The sequence below is a fragment of the Hymenobacter segetis genome (genome assembly GCF_054776495.1).
Window position 1 is genome coordinate 213,801 of record NZ_BAAHBV010000001.1, and the last position, 18,629, is coordinate 232,429.

Annotated in this window: 14 protein-coding genes; 1 reads left to right on the forward strand and 13 read right to left on the reverse strand. The window is 61.8% G+C overall.

The features are described 5' to 3' along the window. Positions 1-39: 39 nt before the first annotated feature. The 3 genes from ACYU70_RS00995 to ACYU70_RS01005 form a co-directional block, all read right to left on the reverse strand. Entirely contained in the window at positions 40-915 is an 876-nt protein-coding gene (locus ACYU70_RS00995; protein WP_342295631.1) for a DUF58 domain-containing protein, read from the reverse strand. Positions 916-995: 80 nt separating this feature from the next. Further along, a complete protein-coding gene (locus ACYU70_RS01000) occupies positions 996-1,973 on the reverse strand; it encodes an AAA family ATPase (protein WP_342295633.1) in 978 nt (325 codons plus the stop codon). Between the two features lie 149 nt (positions 1,974-2,122). Next, the gene (locus tag ACYU70_RS01005; RefSeq protein ID WP_342295634.1) at positions 2,123-2,746 is read right to left on the reverse strand and encodes a DUF4159 domain-containing protein; all 624 of its coding nucleotides are present in this window, start codon (positions 2,744-2,746) and stop codon (positions 2,123-2,125) included. Between the two features lie 255 nt (positions 2,747-3,001). Between ACYU70_RS01005 and ACYU70_RS01010 the strand changes: the two genes are divergently transcribed. Then, positions 3,002-3,631: a porin family protein gene (locus ACYU70_RS01010; RefSeq protein WP_342295636.1), complete on the forward strand. Its 630-nt coding sequence runs from the start codon at positions 3,002-3,004 to the stop codon at positions 3,629-3,631. A 108-nt stretch (positions 3,632-3,739) separates the two neighbouring features. Here the strand turns inward: ACYU70_RS01010 and ACYU70_RS01015 are convergent, their stop codons facing one another. The 10 genes from ACYU70_RS01015 to ACYU70_RS01060 all read right to left on the reverse strand — a co-directional run bounded on the left by ACYU70_RS01015 (position 3,740) and on the right by ACYU70_RS01060 (position 18,609). Next, positions 3,740-5,065 (reverse strand): TldD/PmbA family protein, encoded by a 1,326-nt coding sequence (locus ACYU70_RS01015; RefSeq protein ID WP_342295638.1) that lies wholly within the window; start codon positions 5,063-5,065, stop codon positions 3,740-3,742. Positions 5,066-5,097: 32 nt separating this feature from the next. Beyond that, on the reverse strand, positions 5,098-6,747 hold the full coding sequence (locus tag ACYU70_RS01020; RefSeq protein WP_342295640.1) for a TldD/PmbA family protein: 1,650 nt from the start codon (positions 6,745-6,747) through the stop codon (positions 5,098-5,100). Between the two features lie 107 nt (positions 6,748-6,854). Continuing rightward, complete coding sequence (locus ACYU70_RS01025; RefSeq protein WP_342295641.1) at positions 6,855-8,045, reverse strand: carboxypeptidase-like regulatory domain-containing protein; 1,191 nt, start codon at positions 8,043-8,045, stop codon at positions 6,855-6,857. A gap of 153 nt (positions 8,046-8,198) precedes the next feature. Then, entirely contained in the window at positions 8,199-9,533 is a 1,335-nt protein-coding gene (locus tag ACYU70_RS01030; RefSeq protein WP_342295642.1) for a TldD/PmbA family protein, read from the reverse strand. A 198-nt stretch (positions 9,534-9,731) separates the two neighbouring features. Beyond that, a complete protein-coding gene (locus ACYU70_RS01035) occupies positions 9,732-11,384 on the reverse strand; it encodes a TldD/PmbA family protein (RefSeq protein WP_342295643.1) in 1,653 nt (550 codons plus the stop codon). 92 nt (positions 11,385-11,476) lie between these two features. Beyond that, positions 11,477-12,796, reverse strand: a complete 1,320-nt coding sequence (locus ACYU70_RS01040) for a TldD/PmbA family protein (RefSeq protein ID WP_342295645.1) — start codon at positions 12,794-12,796, stop codon at positions 11,477-11,479. Between the two features lie 225 nt (positions 12,797-13,021). Then, a complete protein-coding gene (locus tag ACYU70_RS01045; RefSeq protein WP_342295647.1) occupies positions 13,022-14,674 on the reverse strand; it encodes a TldD/PmbA family protein in 1,653 nt (550 codons plus the stop codon). Between the two features lie 181 nt (positions 14,675-14,855). Continuing rightward, positions 14,856-15,662: a phosphatase PAP2 family protein gene (locus ACYU70_RS01050; RefSeq protein WP_342295649.1), complete on the reverse strand. Its 807-nt coding sequence runs from the start codon at positions 15,660-15,662 to the stop codon at positions 14,856-14,858. 182 nt (positions 15,663-15,844) lie between these two features. After that, a complete protein-coding gene (locus ACYU70_RS01055) occupies positions 15,845-17,296 on the reverse strand; it encodes an efflux transporter outer membrane subunit (RefSeq protein WP_342295651.1) in 1,452 nt (483 codons plus the stop codon). 122 nt (positions 17,297-17,418) lie between these two features. Further along, positions 17,419-18,609, reverse strand: coding sequence for an efflux RND transporter periplasmic adaptor subunit (locus ACYU70_RS01060; RefSeq protein WP_342295652.1), 1,191 nt, complete (start codon positions 18,607-18,609; stop codon positions 17,419-17,421). Positions 18,610-18,629: the final 20 nt, after the last annotated feature.

The following is an 18,629-nucleotide window of genomic DNA, read 5'->3' on the forward strand; positions in this document are numbered from 1 at the left end:
ACAACAGACGGTAAAACAGCGGCGAAGGTGGCTTGCAGGTTAACTGCCAAGGTTGCGCCGCCTGATAAACTCCCGCATCGCGGCATCCAGCGGCTGCGAGGTGTCCAAAAGGTGATAATCGAAGCCCTGGCGGCGGGCCTGCCGGGCCGTCTCCTGCAGCCACGCCTCCAACTGCTTTTGGTAGGCGGCGCGCTGCTGGCTGGCATCGATTTGCAGGGTATGGCCGGTCTCCAAATCCCGAAAGGTGACCGAGGCTTGATAACTGAATTTTAGCTCGTTATGCGCCATTAGGTGCAGCAGCAATACATCGCCGCTGGTGGCGCGCAGGCGCGTGAGCAGGGTGTTGATTTCGGTGCCTTCCTCATACAAATCAGTCACGCACACCGTCAGGGCGCGTTGCCGCCGCGCCGTGAGCTGGGCCAGCGTGCCGGTGCCGGGAAAGTGGCCGGTGGCTTCAGTCGTTTCCAGCGCGTGGTAGAGGCGCGGGAGCTGGCGGGCATCGGCGCGGGGCGGCAGGTGCTGCAAGCCGGCGGGATGGAGGATGGTGAGGCCCACAGCATCGCCCTGCTGGGTGGCGAGGTAGGCCAGCGCGCCGAGCAGCAGCCGGGCATAGTCGAGCTTGGTGAGGCCATTGTCGTCGCGGTGATTCATGCTGGCGCTGGCATCAAGCAGCAGGTGCACGGTCAGGCTGGTGTCGATTTCCGACTCTCTCAGGTAGTATCTATCCGAGCGGGCGGCCAGTCGCCAGTCGAGGCGGCGCAGGTCGTCGCCGGGCTGGTAGGGGCGGTACTGGCTGAACTCCATGCCCGCGCCGTGCCGCCGGCTGGCGTGCGCGCCGTTGAGGAAGCCCTCAGCCGCTTGCCGGGCGGCGAGGGACAGGTTGCGCAGGCCGTGCAGGAGTTCGGGAGTGAGCATGAAGTAGCGCGGACTTTTAGTCCGCGAATCGAACGATTTAGAAAGTAATATCCACTCGCGGACTAAAAGCCCGCGCTACGCTACACCAGCACCGCTTTCAGTAGCTCCGCCACCGCATCATCCGGTGTCAGGTTCTCGGCTTCGGCGTTGAAATTCAGCAGTACCCGGTGCCGCAGCACCGGCGGGGCCAGCGTGCGGATATCTTCCAAAGTAGCAGCGAAGCGGCCGTGCAGCAACGCCCGCGCCTTAGCGCAGAGAATGAGCGCCTGCCCGGCGCGCGGCCCCGCGCCCCAGCGCCCGTATTCCTTGATAAACTTCACCTCCGAAGTAGCCGGGCGGGTGGCGCGCACCAGCCGGTTCACAAAATCCATGAGCTCGGGGCTGAGGCTCACCTGCCGCACCAATGCCTGCAATGCCCGAATATCGGCCCCGCCCAGCACCGGCTGCACCGCCTGACCGGCTGCGCCGGTGGTGCCGCGCAATACCGCCAGCTCCTCCTCGGCCGTGGGGTAGCCGATGCGCACGTACAGCAAAAACCGGTCAAGCTGGGCCTCGGGCAGGGGGTAGGTGCCGCTTTGCTCGATGGGGTTTTGGGTGGCCAGCAGGAAGAACGGCTTGGGCAGCGCGTGCTCCTGCCCGGCATAGGTGACGTGGCCTTCCTGCATGGCCTCCAGCAGGGCGGCCTGGGTTTTGGGCGGCGTCCGGTTGATTTCATCAGCCAGCACCAGGCTGGCGAAAATCGGCCCGGGATTGAACTTGAACGAGCGGCGGCCCGTGCCGTGGTCTTCCTCCAAAACTTCGGTGCCGAGAATATCCGTCGGCATCAAATCGGGCGTGAACTGGATGCGGCGGAAGGGCAAATCCGTGGCGGCGGCCAGCGTGCGCACCAGCAGCGTTTTAGCCAGGCCGGGCACGCCTTCGAGCAGCGCGTGGCCGCCGGCCAGCAGCGCCACCAGCACTTCATCGAGCACCGTTTCCTGGCCCACGATGACCTTGGCGATTTCGGCCTTGAGCACCGGCAGTTTGGCGAGGAGCGTGTTTACTTCTTGTTCGGTCATTCGGCGGTGTATCAGAAGGGAGAAAAATGCGTCATGCTGAGCGCAGCCGAAGCATCTCGCGTGGGGTAGTAATTCTTTTGTTCGAAGATTAAATTAGTGGTGGCACGCGAGATGCTTCGGCTGCGCTCAGCATGACGTTTCCCTGTCGTTCAAGTGAGTGCATACAGCAAGATATTCACCCCAAACTTCGTGTTGTCCTCCGCCAGAAAGCGCTTGTTGCGGAAGTCGTAGTCCCACTCGCAGCCGTAGTCTTTGTTGGAATACAGTACGCCGATGCGGCCCTTGACTTCGATGGCTTTCAGGTAGTCGTGCACGAGGTCGTCACCCCAGCCATTCAACTCAAAACCCGTGTTGGGTGGGCCATCTTTGAAGGTGAAAAATTGGGAGTAAATCGGGTGGGTTTTGGGGATTTTCTTCAGGGCGCCGCTGCCAAAGCACTGGCGCATCTGCTCCTCAAAAGAGCGGGCGAACAGGCCGTCGATATCGTGGTTGCAGTCGTCCACGAATACGAAGCCGCCGTTGCGCACGTACTGGATAAAGTTCTGTTTCTCAGTGCTTGAAAATTGCACCAGCCGGTGCCCCGAGAGGTAGCAAAATGGGTAGTTGAACAGCTCCGGACTATCCAGGGCCACCACTTTTTCCTTGGGGTCGACGGGCACTTTGGTGTACTGCACCAGCGAGTGCAGTAGGTTGGCGGGCATGCGCTCGTCCACCGCGTCCCAGTCGCCGGAGTGATATTTCAGGCGCACAAAAGTGAAAGGAGCAGCGGGCACGGCAGAATGGTAGCAGCGAAGGAAAAACGAAGAAAAGCCAACGGGCGCTAGCGCGATAGTCGGGCTGGAAATAAATCGGTTGCGCGAAGCGTTGAAATCAGGCGCAATAAAACATGCGCGTAAACTGAACCGCAACCTTTTGCCGGCCTCCAACTGTATTAAACCGGATACTTCCGGCACGACCGTTGCCGAAGCTACGCCTGAAATCCGAGATGGCTCCTGCCCATTGCCCTCATTCTATATCCATTATTTTCTATGAAAAAGCTGCTGATAATCGCATTGCTGAGCTTTGGACTGATGCCGCTGGCGCACGCGCAATTTGGCATCAAGGGCGGGCTGAACGTGGCGGAAATGACCGGCCGCGACGGTGAAAGCGCCTCTTACAAACCGTTTTACCACGTCGGGATTTTCTATCAGGCTAACATCCTCGGGCCGCTATCCATCCAGCCTGAGGTGCAGTATTCAGTGGCCGGCGGCAACCTGAAATCAGCCTTCACCAATTATGACAGCGAATTGCACTACCTCACCGTGCCCATCCTGGCCAAGCTCACCGTGGGGCCGGTGTTCGTGGAAGCCGGGCCGCAATACGGTATCCTGCTCAGTGCCAACCAGTCGGGCACTATGCAGGTGGGCTTCACCGACAAAGGCACGCCGGCCTACGGCAACCAGTCGCGGGCGGCCAGCAGCGAATTCAAAAGCAGTGATTTTAGCGTGGTAGGCGGCGTGGGCTTGAAACTGGCCAGTGGCTTCTCGCTGGGCGGCCGCCTCGTGGCGGGCCTGAATGACATCAACGATGCCAAAAACCTGTCCGGCATCAATGACCCGCGCCTGCAAAATCGCGTGTTTCAGGTGTACGCCGCGCTCCGGTTTGGCGGGCGGAAGTAGCGTGGACTCTGCGAGTCCGCGAGTGAGCGTAGCGAGCATTAGGCGTATGGCACGGTCCCAGATGTTCGCTACGCTCACTCGCGGACTCGCAGAGTCCACGCTACAGTTCTAAATCGCGTCCGACAGGCTCGTGAACGTGAAGTCCCGGATTTTTAGCGGTGGAATCAGGCAGCCTGCCAGGCGCTGGGGCCGGCCGATGGCCTCGATATTATTCAGCATGATAATCGGGCTTTCGTTGAAGCGCAGGTTCTTGATGGGGAATTTGATGGCCCCATTTTCGATGTAAAAAGTTCCGTCGCGGGTGAGGCCGGTGTAGAGCAGCGTCTGCGGGTCGACTTCGCGGATATACCATAAGCGCGTGACCAGGATGCCTTTGGCGGTGCTTTTGATGAGCTCGGCGGTGCTCTGGGTGCCGCCCGCCATGATGAAGCCGCTGGGGAAAGCCGTGGCCGCTACCTTGTTTTTCTCGGCCCAGAAGCGCGAGTAGTACAGCTGCTTCACCACGCCTTTTTCAATCCAGCTCAGGCGCTTGGTGGGCAGGCCGTCGCCGTCGAAGGCGCTGCCGGGCACCTCGGCGTTCATGGGGTCGGAGTAGATGTTGATGCGCTCATCGAACAGTTTCTCACCCTTGCGGTTGCCGCCGCCTTTTTTGGTCATGAAGCTGCGGCCTTCATCAGCTGAGCGGGCATCCAGCCCATACATCAGCCCGCCGAGCAACGACAAATCGCCGCCGTCCATTAGCGCAGCCGGCTCCAGAATCACGGTGTACTTGCCGGGCTCGATGGCTTTGGCATTCACCGAGCCCAGGGCCTTGTCGGCGGCGCGTTGCGTCAGGGCTTTGGCATTGAGCTTGGCGGGGTCCGTCACGTCGGCAATGGCGTAGCCCGAGCCGCGCCCATCGGCGGTGCGCACCGTCACCGAAAAGTCGGTGTTGGTCGACTGCTGATAGGCTTCGAGGCCCTTGGAATTTCGGATGGCCTGGAACCGGGTGCCGCCGTCGAGGAAGCCGGCGGCGGTCAGGTTTTTGGCGGCGCACAGGGCCATGCTGTCGGCGGCGGCCTGGGCGCGGGTGGCGGCCGTGAGCAGTGTGGTGGCCGTGGAGGGCGGGCTCACGTAGGTTTGCGGGCCGAGCAGGGGCACGTACTCGGGGCTTTCGGGGGCGAGCTTCGCAATTTCCTCGGCCCGCTGCACGCAGCGTTTCAGGGTGGCGTCGTCGAACTCGTTGCAGGTAGCAATGCCACTGCGCTTGCCGAAGCGGCTTTCGACCACCAGCGAGATGGAATTCTGGGCACCGGCCGTGCTCACGCTGTTGCGGGCGTAGCGGATGTTACCGGTGGTGCGCCCGTTCAGCGACACCGCGCACTCGTCGGCGGTGCTGTAGCTGAGGACTTTTTTGAGTAATGCCTGGGCTTCGTCTTTGGAGAGAATGGCCATGATGATTTGCAGAAATGTGGGGAAGGGAAGGGCTAAACTTTGCGGGCCGTGTTGATGACGTTCACGCCATTAAAGCGCGTGGTGGCCGAGCCGTGGCTCACCGACGACACTTGGGCGGGCTGGCCTTTGCCGTCGAAGAATGTGCCGAACAGGCGGTAGTCCGACTGGTCGCACGAGCCGGCGCAGGCTCCCCAGAATTCCTGGGTGTTCGACTGGTAGGCCACGTCCTCCAGTTGCTCGGTGATTTTGCCCTTCTCGATGGCGAAAAACAGCTGCCCGCCAAACTGGAAGTTGAAGCGCTGCTGGTCGATGGAGAATGAGCCGGCGCCAGCGATGTAAATGCCCTTGTCCACGCCTTTCACCATTTCGTCAGGGCTCATTTTGGCGGTGCCGGGGCGCAGGCTCACGTTGGGCATCCGCTGGAACTGAACGTCTTCCCAGCTCTGGGCGTAGGCACAGCCATCCGATTCCTTCTGGCCCACGATGTGCGCCTGGTCCCTGATTTTCTGGTAGTTCACCAGCTTGCCTTCCTTGATGAGGTCCCACTCGCGGGTTTTCACGCCCTCGTCGTCGTAGCCCACGTTGCCCACCGAGCCGGGCTGCAGCTTGTCGGCCACGATGTTGACTTCCTTCGAGCCGTAGGGCAGGTTTTTGGCCTTCCATTCCAGCGTGGCGAAGCTGGTGCCGGCGAAGTTGGCCTCGTAACCCAGCACGCGGTCCAGCTCCGTGGGGTGGCCGACGGATTCGTGAATCGTCAAGCCCAGATGCCCGGGGTCGAGCACTAAATCATACTTGCCGGGCGTCACTGATTTCATCGTCAGCTTGGCCTTAGCCTGCTTGCCGGCCAGCGCCGCATCGGCCAGCATATCGTAGCGCAGCTTATAGCCGATGGTATCGGTGCCCTGCGGGCCGCGCACCTGCTCGGCCACGTTGGGCGTGAGGTACTCAAAGCCCAGGCCCACCGGCGCGCTCAGCGACTCCCGCGAGCGGAATTTGCCCGACTTAGTATCCACCGCTGTGGCCGAGAATGTGGGCCAGAGGCGGTGAATATCCTGGTCGATGTAGGAGCCGTCGGTGCTGGCGAAATACTTCTGCTCGTTCACCTGAAACAGCGCCGAGTTGATGTAGTTGGCTCCCGCATCGAGCGCAGCGGCGTTGGCGGCCAGCAGCAAGTCCACTTTTTGCTTAATCGGTACCTCGAAGGCGCTTTGCTGAATGGGCGTTTTCCAGCTCACTTCGCCGTAGCCAGTTTGCGGCGCCAACTGCACGGGCTCCTTCATCACCAGCTTGTTGGCCTTGGCGATGCTCACGGCCTCGCGGGCGGTGGCGGCTAGGTTGGCCTCCGTTACCACGCTCGTGGAGGCGAAGCCCCAGCAGCCGCCCACCAGCACGCGGATGCCCACACCGTAGCTCTCGGTACTCACGATGTTCTGCACCTGCTTCTCGCGGGTGAACACATACTGGTTCAGCGAGCGGCCGATACGGACGTCGGCGTAGTCGGCCCCGGCGGCTTTGGCGGCGTTCAGGGCCGCGTCGGCTAGGCGCTTTTTCACGATGACATCAGTGCCCGGCTCCAGCAGGCGGGCGGGGTCCACGGGCGTGTGGCCAAAGCCCGGCAGGCTCGGCAGAAACAGGGCTCCGGTGGCAAGGCTGGTAAGGCCCACAAAGTCGCGTCTTTTCATATGGTGCAGAGAAAAAGGTGAAAATGTAGCGTGGACTTTTAGTCCGCGAGTGAATAGAGTAAATGCAGGCTGTTGCGTACTCGCGGACTAAAAGTCCGCGCTACAAACTACGGCGTGAGCATGGTGCCGAAAGCGCCTTTCTGCTCGAAGGATTTCATGACCTGTTCTTCCAGCGGGGTGCGTTTCACCACCGGGTTGTTCTGCCAGAAAGCGGGGTCGTAGGTGCTTTGCTTGATGGCCGCCAAATCGGTCACGCCGCCTTTGGCCGGGGCGTAGGCCACGCCCATTTCGGGCGTGGAACGGCTGCTGTAGAAATAGGTAAATGACGAAGCCTCAATGGGTAGGTTGCTTTTCAGCGGCCGGCTCAGGGAGGCCTGATAGTTGACTTTCAGGTACTCCAGGGCTGCCGCGCCGCCCGCCACCGGCCGGAACACCCATTCCACCCGCGTCAGCTCGTCGTGAAATTTGAACATCGGGTTGTTCGACCGGGTATTGAAGGCGGTGGTTTCGAGCCGCAGCCGCAGAATCTGGTGCGTAGCTTCGTCAATCACCACGCTGCCCTGTCGGGTGCGAGCGGCGGCATCCTTGTTCACGAAGCTGATTTCCGCGAGCTGCTGCGCGCCGTTCTGCGTCAGGCCCACCAGCTTCAACTGGTAATTGGCGGCCGTATGCAGGCCGATAACGCCCTTGAAGCTGGTGCTGTCATCGGCAGCATCGAAGAAGGTGATGGCCTTGGTATAGAACGAAAAATCATTGAAGGACAGCAGCGCTTTCTTCTTAGCAAAACGCCCCTGCGCCAGCGCCGAGCCTTCGACCCGGGCGTTGCTGGTTTGGGCGTGCCACACCATTTCCTGCACCTCGGTGGGGTCACCGTCGAGCCTGGTTATCTGGCGGTAGAAAGCCTGACTGTAATTCTTCTGGCCGTTGGTGCGGCGCAGCTCGCGGTAGGCCTGCTTGATGAGCTCCTCGGTATAAGTGCCCGTGGTCACTTCGGGCAGCTCTACCGCCGCCGGTTGCAGGCGCACCAGCAGCGGGGCCGTGGCGGCGGTCACGGCCACCGTATCGCGCCGGTGGCCCAGCTCCGAAACCGCCAGGCGGCCCGGCAGCGGCATTTTTAGCTCAAATTCGCCCTCGGCATTGCTGGTGGTGCCGGCCGTGGAATTGAGCACCGAAATGCTGGCGTAGGGCACCGGCTGGCCGGTGGCAGCATCCAGAATTTTACCAGTAAGGCGCTGTTGCGCGGCTACGGGCCGGATAACCGTAGCCAGCACCAAGCCAGCGAGTAGAGAAAATTTCATCGCAGAAAGTAGGAGAGGAGGCCGCAAGATAGGCGCAGAGAATTTGCGTCCAAGCGGGCAGATGCGATGGGCCGCCACGCGGTTGTCCGCGACTGATTTTCGAACCAAAAAAATCCCCCGGCCTGAATGGGCCGGGGGATTATGAATTGTTGCCTACACCGCGTCCGACAAGCTCGTGAACGTGAAGTCCCGAATCTTGAGCGGCGGCACCAAATTGCCATTCAACCGCACCGGCTTGCCGATGGCCTCCAGGTTATTCAGCATAATCACCGGGCTTTCATTGAAGCGGAAGTTCTTCACCGGGAACTTGATTTGGCCGTTTTCAATGTAAAAAGTCCCGTCCCGCGTGAGGCCAGTGAAGAGCAGTGTCTGTGGGTCGACGGGGCGGATGTACCACAGGCGCGTCACCAAAATACCTTTCGCAGTGCCCTTGATGAGGTCGGCGGTGCTTTGGGTGCCGCCTTCCATAATCCAGCCGTTGGGGCGGGGCAGGTCGGGGATGCCGGCCTTCTGGGCCCAGTAGCGCGAGGAGTAGAGGTTCTTCACCACGCCCTTCTCAATCCAGGTGGTGCGCTGCTGCGGCCGGCCGTCGTTGCTGAAGGTGAGGTCGCTGATTTCCGGGTTCAGCGGGTCGGAATAAATGGTTACCCGCTCATCGAACAGCTTTTCGCCCTTGCGGTTGCCACCGCCCTTCTTGCTCAGAAAGCTGCGCCCTTCGTCGGCATTACGAGCATCGAGGCTCTGCATGAGCGCGCCGATGAGCGAAGTATCCACATTGGAAAGCAGCGCGTTCGGCTCCAGAATTACGGTGTACTTGCCGGGCTCGATGGCCCGCGCCTTCATTGAAGAAGCCGCTTTATCGGCCGCGATTTTGGTGAAGCGGGCCGCGTCCATCTTGGCGGCGTCCACATAATCACCCGAGGCATAGCCCGAGCCGGTGCCGTCGGGCGTGCGCACCGTCACCGAAAACGTGACGTTGCTCACTTGCTGATAAGCCTCCAGCCCCTTGGAGTTACGTTTGGCCACGAAGCCGTGCGAATCATCCAGAAAAGCGGCCGAGCTGAGCTTGCGCTGGTCGCACAGCGCCATGCTGGCCCCGATTTGCGCGGCCCGGTAGTCGGGCGTGATGCCTGCCGTGGCCGCCACGTACGAGTGGCTGCCATCGAGATACTGCTGGGGCCCGAGCAGCGGCATATACTCCGGCGACTCGGGCGCGAGGCGGGCAATTTCTTCGGCCCGCTGCACGCAGCGGCGCAGGGTAGCCTCGTCGAATTCGTTGCAGGTAGCCACGCCGGCGCGCTTGCCGAAGCGGCTTTCCACGGCCAGAGAGGTATTATCGCTCGCCCCGGCGGTGCTGATGGAGTTGCGGGCCGAGCGCACATTGCCGCCGATGTTGCCGCTGAGCGTGGCGTCGCACTCGTCGGCAGTGCTGAAGCTGAGGACTTTCTTAAGTATCGTTTGGGCTTCGTCTTTGGAGAGAATGGCCATGATGTTGAGTCGTTGAGTTGGGGGAACAAACTCCCCTCCTTACCAAGGAGGGGACACTGGCGCGAAGCGTCAGCTGGGGTGGTTGTGGGCGTCCAAATCGTTAGGGTGAAATATTTCCGCACTCGTTCAACGCCACTACCACCCCCGTTTTCGCTGGCGCGAAAACATCCCCTCCTTGGTAAGGAGGGGAGTGATGTGCTACCCGAGTTTGCGGGCCGTGTTTATCACATTCACGCCATTGAACCGCGTGGTGCTGCTGCCGTGGCTCACCGCTGAGCTCTGGCTGGGCTGGCCCTTACCGTCGTTGAAAGCGCCGAAGAAACGGAAGTCACTTTCGTCGCACGAGGCTACGCAGCTGTTCCAGAATTCCTGGGTATTGGCCTGGTAGGCCACGTCTTCCAGCATTTCGGTGATTTTGCCTTTCTCGATGGCGTAGAACACCTGGCCGCCAAACTGGAAGTTGTAGCGCTGCTGGTCGATGGAGAATGAGCCATTGCCGGCGATGTAAATGCCCTTATCGACCTTGCTCACCAGCTCGTCCACGCTCAGCTTGTCCTTGCCGGGCTGCAGGCTCACGTTGGGCATGCGCTGGAACTGCACGTCCTGCCAGCTCTGCGAGTAGCAGCAGCCGTCCGACTCCTTCTGGCCCACCATGTGCGCCTGGTCGCGGATTTTCTCGTAGTCCACCAGGCGGCCTTCCTTAATAAGGTCCCAGCGCTTGGTTTTCACGCCCTCGTCGTCGTAGCCCACCGCGCCCAGCGTGCCGGGCGTCACCTTATCGGCCACGATGTTCACTGCCTTCGAGCCGTAGGGCAGGCCCTTGGCCTTCCACTCGAGCGTGGCAAAGCTGGTACCGGCGTAGTTGGCCTCGTAGCCCAGCACGCGGTCCAATTCCAGCGGGTGGCCGACGGATTCGTGAATGGTCAGGCCCAGGTGGCCGGGGTCGAGCACGAGGTCGTACTTGCCGGGCACTACTGATTTGGCAGTCAGCTTCTGCTTCACCTGCTTGGCGGCCGAGGCCACGTCTTCCAGCATGTCGTAGCTGTATTTGTAGCCGATGATGTCGGAGCCGGTGGGGCCGGCCACTTTGTCGGCGGCTTTGGGCGTGAGGTACTCGTAGCCCATACCCACGGGCGAGCTCATGGCCTGCCGCGAACGGAACTTGCCGCTGGCCCGGTCGATGGCCGTGACGCCAAACGTGGGCCAGATGCGATGAATATCCTGGTCAATATAAGAGCCGTCGGTGCTGGCGAAATACTTCTGCTCGTTCACCTGAAATAGCACCGAGTTGATGAACGACACGCCCAAATCCAGCGCCTTGGCATTCACGCCCAGCAGCAAATCCACCTTGTCCTTGATGGGCACCTCAAACGCATTCTGCTGAATGGGGGCTTTCCAGGTTACTTCGCCGTAGCCGCTTTGTGGGGCCAGCTGCACCTTTTCCTTCTGCACTTTCGAGTTGGCCTTGGCAATCTGCACGGCCAGCTGGGCGGCTTTGGCAATGCCTGCCTCGGTCACGTTGTTGGTCGAGGCAAAGCCCCAGGTGCCGTTGGCAATCACGCGAATGCCCACGCCGTAGCTCTCGGTGCTGGCAATGTTCTGCACCTGCTTTTCCCGGGTGAAAATGCCTTGATTGAGGTAGCGGCCAATGCGCACGTCGGCGTAGCTGGCCCCGGCGGCTTTGGCGGCGTTCAGGCCGGCATCGGCGAGGCGTTTTTTCTGGGCCGCGTCGGCCCCGGGCTCCAGCAGGCGGGCGGGGTCCACAAGTGTTCCGCCGAAACTAGGCAGGCTGGGGAGGAAGAGGGCCCCAGCCGCCAGGCCGGAGAGTCCCACAAAGTCGCGTCTTTTCATAAGGTGAGATGTAGCGCGGCCTTTTATCCGCGAGTGGTTTGCATGGAAAAAAATCACGTTCAATTCGCGGACTAAAAGTCCGCGCTACAATCCTACACCGCGTCCGACAGGCTGGTGAAGGTGAAATCCCGGATTTTGAGCGGTGGCACGAGGCTGCCGTTCAGGCGCACGGGCTTGCCCAGCGCCTCCAGGTTGTTCAGCATAATCACAGGGCTTTCGTTGAAGCGGAAGTTTTTCACCGGGAATTTGATGACGCCATTTTCGATGTAGAACGTCCCGTCCCGGGTCAGGCCGGTGTAGAGCAGCGTTTGCGGGTCGACGGCCCGAATGTAGTAGAGGCGCGTCACCAAAATTCCCTTGGCCGTGCCCTTGATGAGCTCGGCCGTGCTTTGGGTGCCGCCGGCCATAATCCAGCCGCCGGGGGGTGGGATGTCGGGCACGCCCGACTTCTGGGCCCAGAAGCGGGAGGTGTAGAGGTTTTTCACGATGCCCTTTTCCACCCATGTCACCTTCTGCTGCGGGCGGCCGTCGTTGGAGAAGGTCAGGTCGGGCACGTCGGGGTTGGTCGGGTCGGAGTAAATGGTGACACGCTCGTCGAAGACCTTTTCGCCTTTCTTGTTGCCGCCGCCTTTTTTGCTGAGGAAGCTGCGGCCCTCGTCGGCGTTGCGGGCGTCCATCGCGCCCATCATGTTGTTGAGCAAATCAATGGCGGCGGCCGGCTCCAGAATCACGGTGTATTTGCCCGGCTCAATGGCCTTCGCACCCACTGAGGAGGCTGCCTTGTCGGCCGCCACCCGCGTCAGGCGCGCCGCGTCGAACTTCGCCAAGTCGGTGTAGTTGGCAATGGCGTACCCCGAGCCGGTACCATCGGCGGTGCGCACGGTGATAGAAAAATCGATGCTGCTCACCTGCTGGTAAGCCTCCAACCCCTTGGAGTTGCGCTTGGCCACAAAGCCGGCCGAGTCATTAAAGAAACCGGCGGAGCTGAGCTTTTTCTGCTCGCACAGCGCCATGCTGCTCCCAATCTGCTCGGCCCTATAATCGGGCGTAATACCCGCTGTGCGCGCTGCAAACGAGCCCGGCGACGCCAGATACGTCTGCGGCCCCAGCAGCGGCACGTATTCCGGCGACTCCGGCGCGAGCCGCGCAATTTCCTCGGCCCGCTGCACGCATCGCCGTAGGCTAGCTTCATCAAACTCATTGCAAGTCGCAGTGCCACTGCGCTTACCGAAGCGAGATTGCACGGCCAGCGCCACATTCTCACTCGCGCCGGCGGTGCTGATGGAGTTGCGGGCCGAGCGCACATTGCCGCCGGTGTTGCCGTTGAGGGTGGCCTCGCACTCATCGGCGGTGCTGAAGCTGAGGACCTTTTTGAGTATCGTTTGGGCTTCGTCTTTGGAGAGAATGGCCATGAGGTTGAGTCGTTGAGTTGGGAGAACAAACTCCCCTCCTCAGTTGAGGAGGGGATGCTGGCGCGAAGCGGCAGCTGGGGTGGTGGCACCGCAGGGACCTCGTTGAACTATGCCCGAACGACTCATTGCTGCTTCGTGCGCAAGTCGTTCAACGAATTCAACCACCCCCGTCCGAGCCTGCGGCTCGAACATCCCCTCCTTGGTAAGGAGGGGAGTGACGTTCAGTTATCCGATTTTGCGGGCCGTATTAATCACGTTCACGCCATTAAACCGCGTGGTGCTACTGCCGTGGCTCACGGCCGAAACCTGGCTGGGCTGGCCCTTGCCATCGAAAAACGACCCGAAGAGGCGGTAGTCGGATTCGTCGCAAATCGCGGCGCAGGAGTTCCAGAATTCCTGGGTGTTGGCCTGGTAGGCCACGTCCTCAATCATGCCCGCAATCTGGCCTTTCTCGATGGCGTAAAACACCTGGCCGCCAAACTGGAAGTTGTAGCGCTGCTGGTCGATGGAGTAGGAGCCGCGCCCGGCGATGTATATGCCTTTGTCGACGTTTTTAATCATGTCATCGACGCTCATTTTGGCTTTGCCGGGCTGCAAACTCACATTGGGCATGCGCTGGAACTGCACCGAATCCCAGGAATCGGCGTAGCAGCAGCCGTCCGATTCGGTCTGGCCGACGATGTGGGCCTGGTCGCGGATTTTCTCATAATTGACCAGCGTGCCGTCCTTGATGAGGTCCCAGCGCTTGGTTTGCACGCCTTCGTCGTCGTAGCCCACCGCGCCCAGCGAGCCGGGCTGCAGCTTATCGGCCACGATGTTGACCAGCTTCGAGCCGTAGGGAATCTGCTTGGCTTTCCACTCCAAAGTCGCAAACGAAGTGCCCGCGTAGTTGGCCTCGTAGCCCAGCACGCGGTCGAGCTCCAGCGGGTGGCCGATGCTTTCGTGGATGGTGAGGCCGAGGTGGTTGGGGTCGAGCACGAGGTCGTACTTGCCGGCGGTTACCGATTTCGCGATGAGTTTTTCCTTGACTTGTTTGGCGGCCAGGGCGGCGTCTTCCAGCATGTCGTAGGAGTTGCGGTAGCCGATGAGTCCTGTTCCTGCGGCCCCCGGAATCTTGTCGGCGGCCTGGGGCGTGAGGTACTCGTAGCCAAGGCCCATGGGTGCGCTCAACGCATCGCGCGAGCGGAACTTGCCGCTGGCCCGGTCGATGCCCGTGACCGAAAACGTGGGCCAGATGCGGTGCACGTCCTGGTCGATGTAGGAGCCGTCGGTGCTGGCGAAATACTTCTGTTCGTTGATTTGGAAGAGCGAGGAGTTCACGAAGCTCGCGCCGTTGTCGGTGGCTTTCGCGTTGGCGGCCAGCAGCAATTCCACCTTCTGGGCCACGGGCACTTCGAAGGAATTCTGCTTGATGGGCGTGCGCCAGGTCACTTCGCCGTAGCCTTTTTGCGGGGCCAGCTGCACCTTTTCCTTCTGCACTTTCGAGTTGGCCTTGGCGATGGCTACGGCCAGCTGGGCGGCTTTGGCCAGGCCGGCTTCGGTCACGGTGTTGGTGGCGGCGAAGCCCCAGGTGCCGTTGGCCAGCACCCGCACGCCACAGCCGAAGCTCTCGCCGCTGGCGATGTTCTGCACCTGCTTTTCGCGGGTGAAGATGCTTTGGTTGAGGTAGCGGCCGATGCGGACATCGGCGTAGCTGGCCCCGGCGGCTTTGGCGGCGTTCAGGGCCGCGTCGGCGAGGCGTTTTTTCTGGGCCGGGTCGAGGCCAGGCTCCAGCAGGCGGGCGGCATCCACGGGCGTGCCGCCCAGGCTGGGGAAGCTGGGCAGGAAGAGGGCCCCGGCCGCCAGGCCGGACAGTCCCACAAAATCGCGTCTTTTCAAAAGAGAGTAGGGATTCGGGTGATAGGGAAAGCAGATTCGTAAAGATGGGACGAAATCTTAATGAGAAAGACAGGGATGCGAACGAAACGTTGCGTGCATAAGCAAAGGCCCGGCTTGAAATGCAAAAAGCCCCGACACCAAGTAGTGTCGGGGCTTTTTGCATTTCAAGCCGGGCCTTTGCTTACTTAGACGGCCGCCACGAGAGCGTCACGCCCGACGCGCCGTTGCCGAAGTAGGCCGGGGCCATGCCCACATCGCGGCCAATGGACTTGCGGCCCCAGCGGTTGCGGTGGCTCAAATAGGCTAAGTGAGCGGAGAGGATGCCGAAGCCCGCGCCGGCCACCACATCGGACTGCCAGTGCTTGTCGTTAATCATGCGCAGGGCCGCCACGCTGGTGGCAATGGTGTAGGCCCCAATGCCGTACCACTGGCTTTTGTCCCGAAACTCGGTGTGCACGATGCTGGCCGCCAGAAACGCCTGCGCCGTGTGCCCCGAGGGAAACGAGAGGTTATCCTGGCCGTTGGGCCGGGTTTCGTTGGCAATGTACTTCACCGCGAAGGTGCTGGCCAGCATAATGGCCTCGCCCTTGGCAATGATGAGCAGCGTGTTGATGCGGTCGTTGCGCGACTCCACGCCCGCCAGCGCCACGGCGCCCAGCTCCAGGTAGGGCAGGAAAATCACGGTGTTGTCAATCATCGTATTGACGGGCCGGAATTGCTTCTGCACAAACGTGCGGGCATCGTGGTTCACGCCCGCATCGCCCTGCGCCGTGATGGCCCCGTAGGTTATCAGCACCGCCGGGATGGCCACGGCTTTGAACAGCTTGCTTTTCAGAAATGGCTTATGAACAGCTGCCGGGATACCGCCGGGGTTCGCATATTTTTTGGTGGTGTCAGAAGGCGTGGGTTTTACCTGGGCCTGGGCCGGATGGATTGCCCCGAACAGCAGCATAGCGGCAGCGAAACGGGTAATTAGAAATGAGCGCATAATGTGAAAATTGTAGTCAGAGTGATTCCGAATTCGTTATTACGGGCTTGTTAACATAAACGTAACGGCAGATTCTAATTGAAATCTTAACTGATTGGCTATGCGTTTATTATTGCAATAAAAAAGTCCCCGCTGAATTGGCGGGGACTTTGGAATCTGTGCGAAATCTGTTGATTAAGGGGCTATTCCCAGCCGCCGCCCAGCGCCCGCACCAGCGCCACGCTGGCACCCAGCAAATTGCTCTGAGCCTGGGTGAGCAGCGTGGCCGCGTCGAGGGTCTGGCGGTCGGCGTCCACCACTTCGAAGTAGGTAGTGAGGCCGGCGCGGTACCGCTCCTTGGTGAGGGCGCTGGCCAGGCGGGCGGCGCGGTAGGCACGCTGGCGGGCTGCCACCTGGGCCTGGTACTGGCGCACGTCGGCCTGGCTGGTTTCCACTTCCTGAAACGCCCCGAGAGCAGCCTGCCGATAGTCAGCCACTAAGGCTTCCGATTCGGAGCGGGCCACCTGTTCGTTGGCGCGGTTGCGGCCACCGTTGAAGACGGGGATGCTCACGCCGCCGCCCACGTAGTAGGTGTAGTTGTCGCTGATGCGGGCCAGGTCGCCGATTTGGGCGCTTTGCGGACCGAGGTAACCGTTTAGCCGCACAGTGGGCAGGCGCGTGAGCTTGGCCACGTCCACCCGGGCGCTGGCGGCGGCGAGGCGGCGCTCGGCCTGCTGCAAATCGGGCCGGCGGGCCAGGAGGGAAGCAGGCAGCGAAGCCGGCACCACCGGCGCGGTGAGCGGCCCAGCCTGGGCCGGCACCGCGAACCCGCTGGCCGGCTGGCCCAGCACCGTGGCCAGCGAGGCTTCGAGGCCCAGGCGCTGGCGGCGGGTTTCGATGACGCTGGCGTCCACGTTGGCCAACTCAGTTTCGGCGCGGTGTACGGCAATCTCATTGTCGACACCGGCTTGGTAGCGGGCGCGGGTCAGTGCCAGGCTGTGCTCACGGTCGGTGCGGGCGGTATCAAGCACCAGCAGCTGCGCATCGAGCCCCCGAATGCCGAAATAGTAGGTCGCGGCATCGGCGGTGAGGGAAAGGAGTACGGTGCGGCGGTTGGCTTCCTGCACCTGCGCATCGGCCTCGGCAGCCCGGATGCTGCTGCGAATGCGGCCCCACACATCAAACTCGTAGCTGGCATTGATGGGGATGTAATACTGGGTCTGGACCACGCCCGCGTTGTTGGCGGCCACTGGAAACGGCAGTGGCCGCAACGCCGAAAGCCGCGAGCGGTATACTTGTGGGTCCACGGTCACCAGCGGCGAGCGATAGGAATTGGCCACGCGCACGTTGGCGCGGGCGCTTTCCACGCGGGCCAGGGCGGCTTGCAGGCTGAAATTCTGGGCGGTGGCCTGCTGTTCCAGCGTGTTCAGGCCAGCGTCGTTGAACAGCGTCCACCAGCTAGCGGGCGCGGGCGGGTTGTCCACCGTGGGCGGCGTGCTGCTGGCTACGGTGGCCGGTGGGGTGGCGGCGGTGAGGCTGTCGGCCGTGTTTTTCCAGGCGGCGGGCGTGGGCAGGCTGGGCGGCGCGTAGCTGGGCGGCCGCACGCAGCCGGCCAGCAGCGCAAGGAGAAGAAAAGGGGAGAGGCGGAGGGTCATTGCGGAGGGGCATTTCGCCCGGTCCGACCGCCCTAGGCAGTCCGACCGGTTGCCGTTGGGGCGGCATTGTTCTTACTTCAACCGGTCAGACCGCCTAGGGCGGTCGGACCGGAGCAACGGCATTACTTCACTGGCGACGACACCCGCGGGGCGTCCGGGTCGTTGGCACGGGGCTTGGCGGGCGGCGGGCCGGCGGGCTTGGCTGGCGGGGTGAAGGCTTTGGTTTGCACGGCCTGGCCTTCGACCAAGGTTTCCGCGGGGTTCAGCACCAGCAGCTCGCCTCCCTTCAGGCCTTGGGAGACTTCGAGTTGATTGCCAAAATCGCGGCCCGTGGTGATGGGCTGGTAGTGGATTTTGCCATCCTGCACGGTGGCTACGCGGCTGTCGGTACCGCCCGGAACCAGTGCGTTGGCCGGGATGATGACGCTGGGCGCGGTGCGCGGCAGGTAGAATTTTACCTGGGCGTAGGAGCCGGGGCGCAGTTCGCCGCGGGGGTTCGGAATCTGCACTTCGGTGAGCAGCGTGCGGGTGTTCGGGTCGAGGGCACCGGCATCGCGCACTACCTTGCCTTTGAAGGGCTTGCCCACAAACTCCGGTACCAGATAGTCAGCCGTCATCCCGCTCTTGATGGCTGGGGCGAAGTTCTGCGGCACCTGCACGTAGGCGCGCAGCTTCTCGGTCTGTTCAATTTTAAATAGTTGCGAGCCCGGTGCGTTGCTGCTGCTCACGAGGCTGCCCACTTCCACGTTACGCTGCGTGACGATGCCGCTGAACGGGGCCGTGACCCGGCGGAAACTCTGCTGCGCCAACAGTTGCTGTACGCCGGCCTGCTGGGCCGCGTACTGGGCTTTGGCCGCGTCCAGCTCCTGCTTGGAGATGGCACCGGGCAGCCCCACTCCGGCCAGGCGGTTGTAGCTGGTTTTGGCGAGCCCGAGGTTGGCGCGGGCTTCGGCCACCTGCTGGTCGAGCTCGGGCGTAGTCACTTCGGCCAGCACCTGTCCGGCCTTCACGCGCTGGCCGATGTCGGCGCTCCACGACTTCACGTAGCCGTTGGCGCGGGCAAACACGAAGGTTTCGCGCAGCGACTTGGTATCGGCCGGTAGCGTGACGGTGGTGGTGTCGGGCGCGGCTTTGGCGGGGGCCACGGTCACGGTCGGATTAGCGTCGATAACCTGTTTGGCTTCGGCGTCGCGGGCTTTTTCCTGCTTGTGGCGCGGCATATAGCCGAGCACAAACAAGCCGGCAAACACCACGAGGACAACAAGAATCAGCAGCCAGAACCGGCCGGAGCCGGAAGAATTAGAGTCGGACATTAGGCAAAAGAATCGGGGCG

Coding starts and splice junctions, on each gene's coding strand:
- ACYU70_RS01025 (WP_342295641.1), bottom strand. CDS start 8,045: ATGAAATTTTCTCTACTCGCTGGCTTGGTGCTGGCTACGGTTATCCGG.
- ACYU70_RS01015 (WP_342295638.1), bottom strand. CDS start 5,065: ATGGCCATTCTCTCCAAAGACGAAGCCCAGGCATTACTCAAAAAAGTC.
- ACYU70_RS01020 (WP_342295640.1), bottom strand. CDS start 6,747: ATGAAAAGACGCGACTTTGTGGGCCTTACCAGCCTTGCCACCGGAGCC.
- ACYU70_RS01030 (WP_342295642.1), bottom strand. CDS start 9,533: ATGGCCATTCTCTCCAAAGACGAAGCCCAAACGATACTTAAGAAAGTC.
- ACYU70_RS01000 (WP_342295633.1), bottom strand. CDS start 1,973: ATGACCGAACAAGAAGTAAACACGCTCCTCGCCAAACTGCCGGTGCTC.
- ACYU70_RS00995 (WP_342295631.1), bottom strand. CDS start 915: ATGCTCACTCCCGAACTCCTGCACGGCCTGCGCAACCTGTCCCTCGCC.
- ACYU70_RS01050 (WP_342295649.1), bottom strand. CDS start 15,662: ATGCGCTCATTTCTAATTACCCGTTTCGCTGCCGCTATGCTGCTGTTC.
- ACYU70_RS01060 (WP_342295652.1), bottom strand. CDS start 18,609: ATGTCCGACTCTAATTCTTCCGGCTCCGGCCGGTTCTGGCTGCTGATT.
- ACYU70_RS01055 (WP_342295651.1), bottom strand. CDS start 17,296: ATGACCCTCCGCCTCTCCCCTTTTCTTCTCCTTGCGCTGCTGGCCGGC.
- ACYU70_RS01010 (WP_342295636.1), top strand. CDS start 3,002: ATGAAAAAGCTGCTGATAATCGCATTGCTGAGCTTTGGACTGATGCCG.
- ACYU70_RS01035 (WP_342295643.1), bottom strand. CDS start 11,384: ATGAAAAGACGCGACTTTGTGGGACTCTCCGGCCTGGCGGCTGGGGCC.
- ACYU70_RS01040 (WP_342295645.1), bottom strand. CDS start 12,796: ATGGCCATTCTCTCCAAAGACGAAGCCCAAACGATACTCAAAAAGGTC.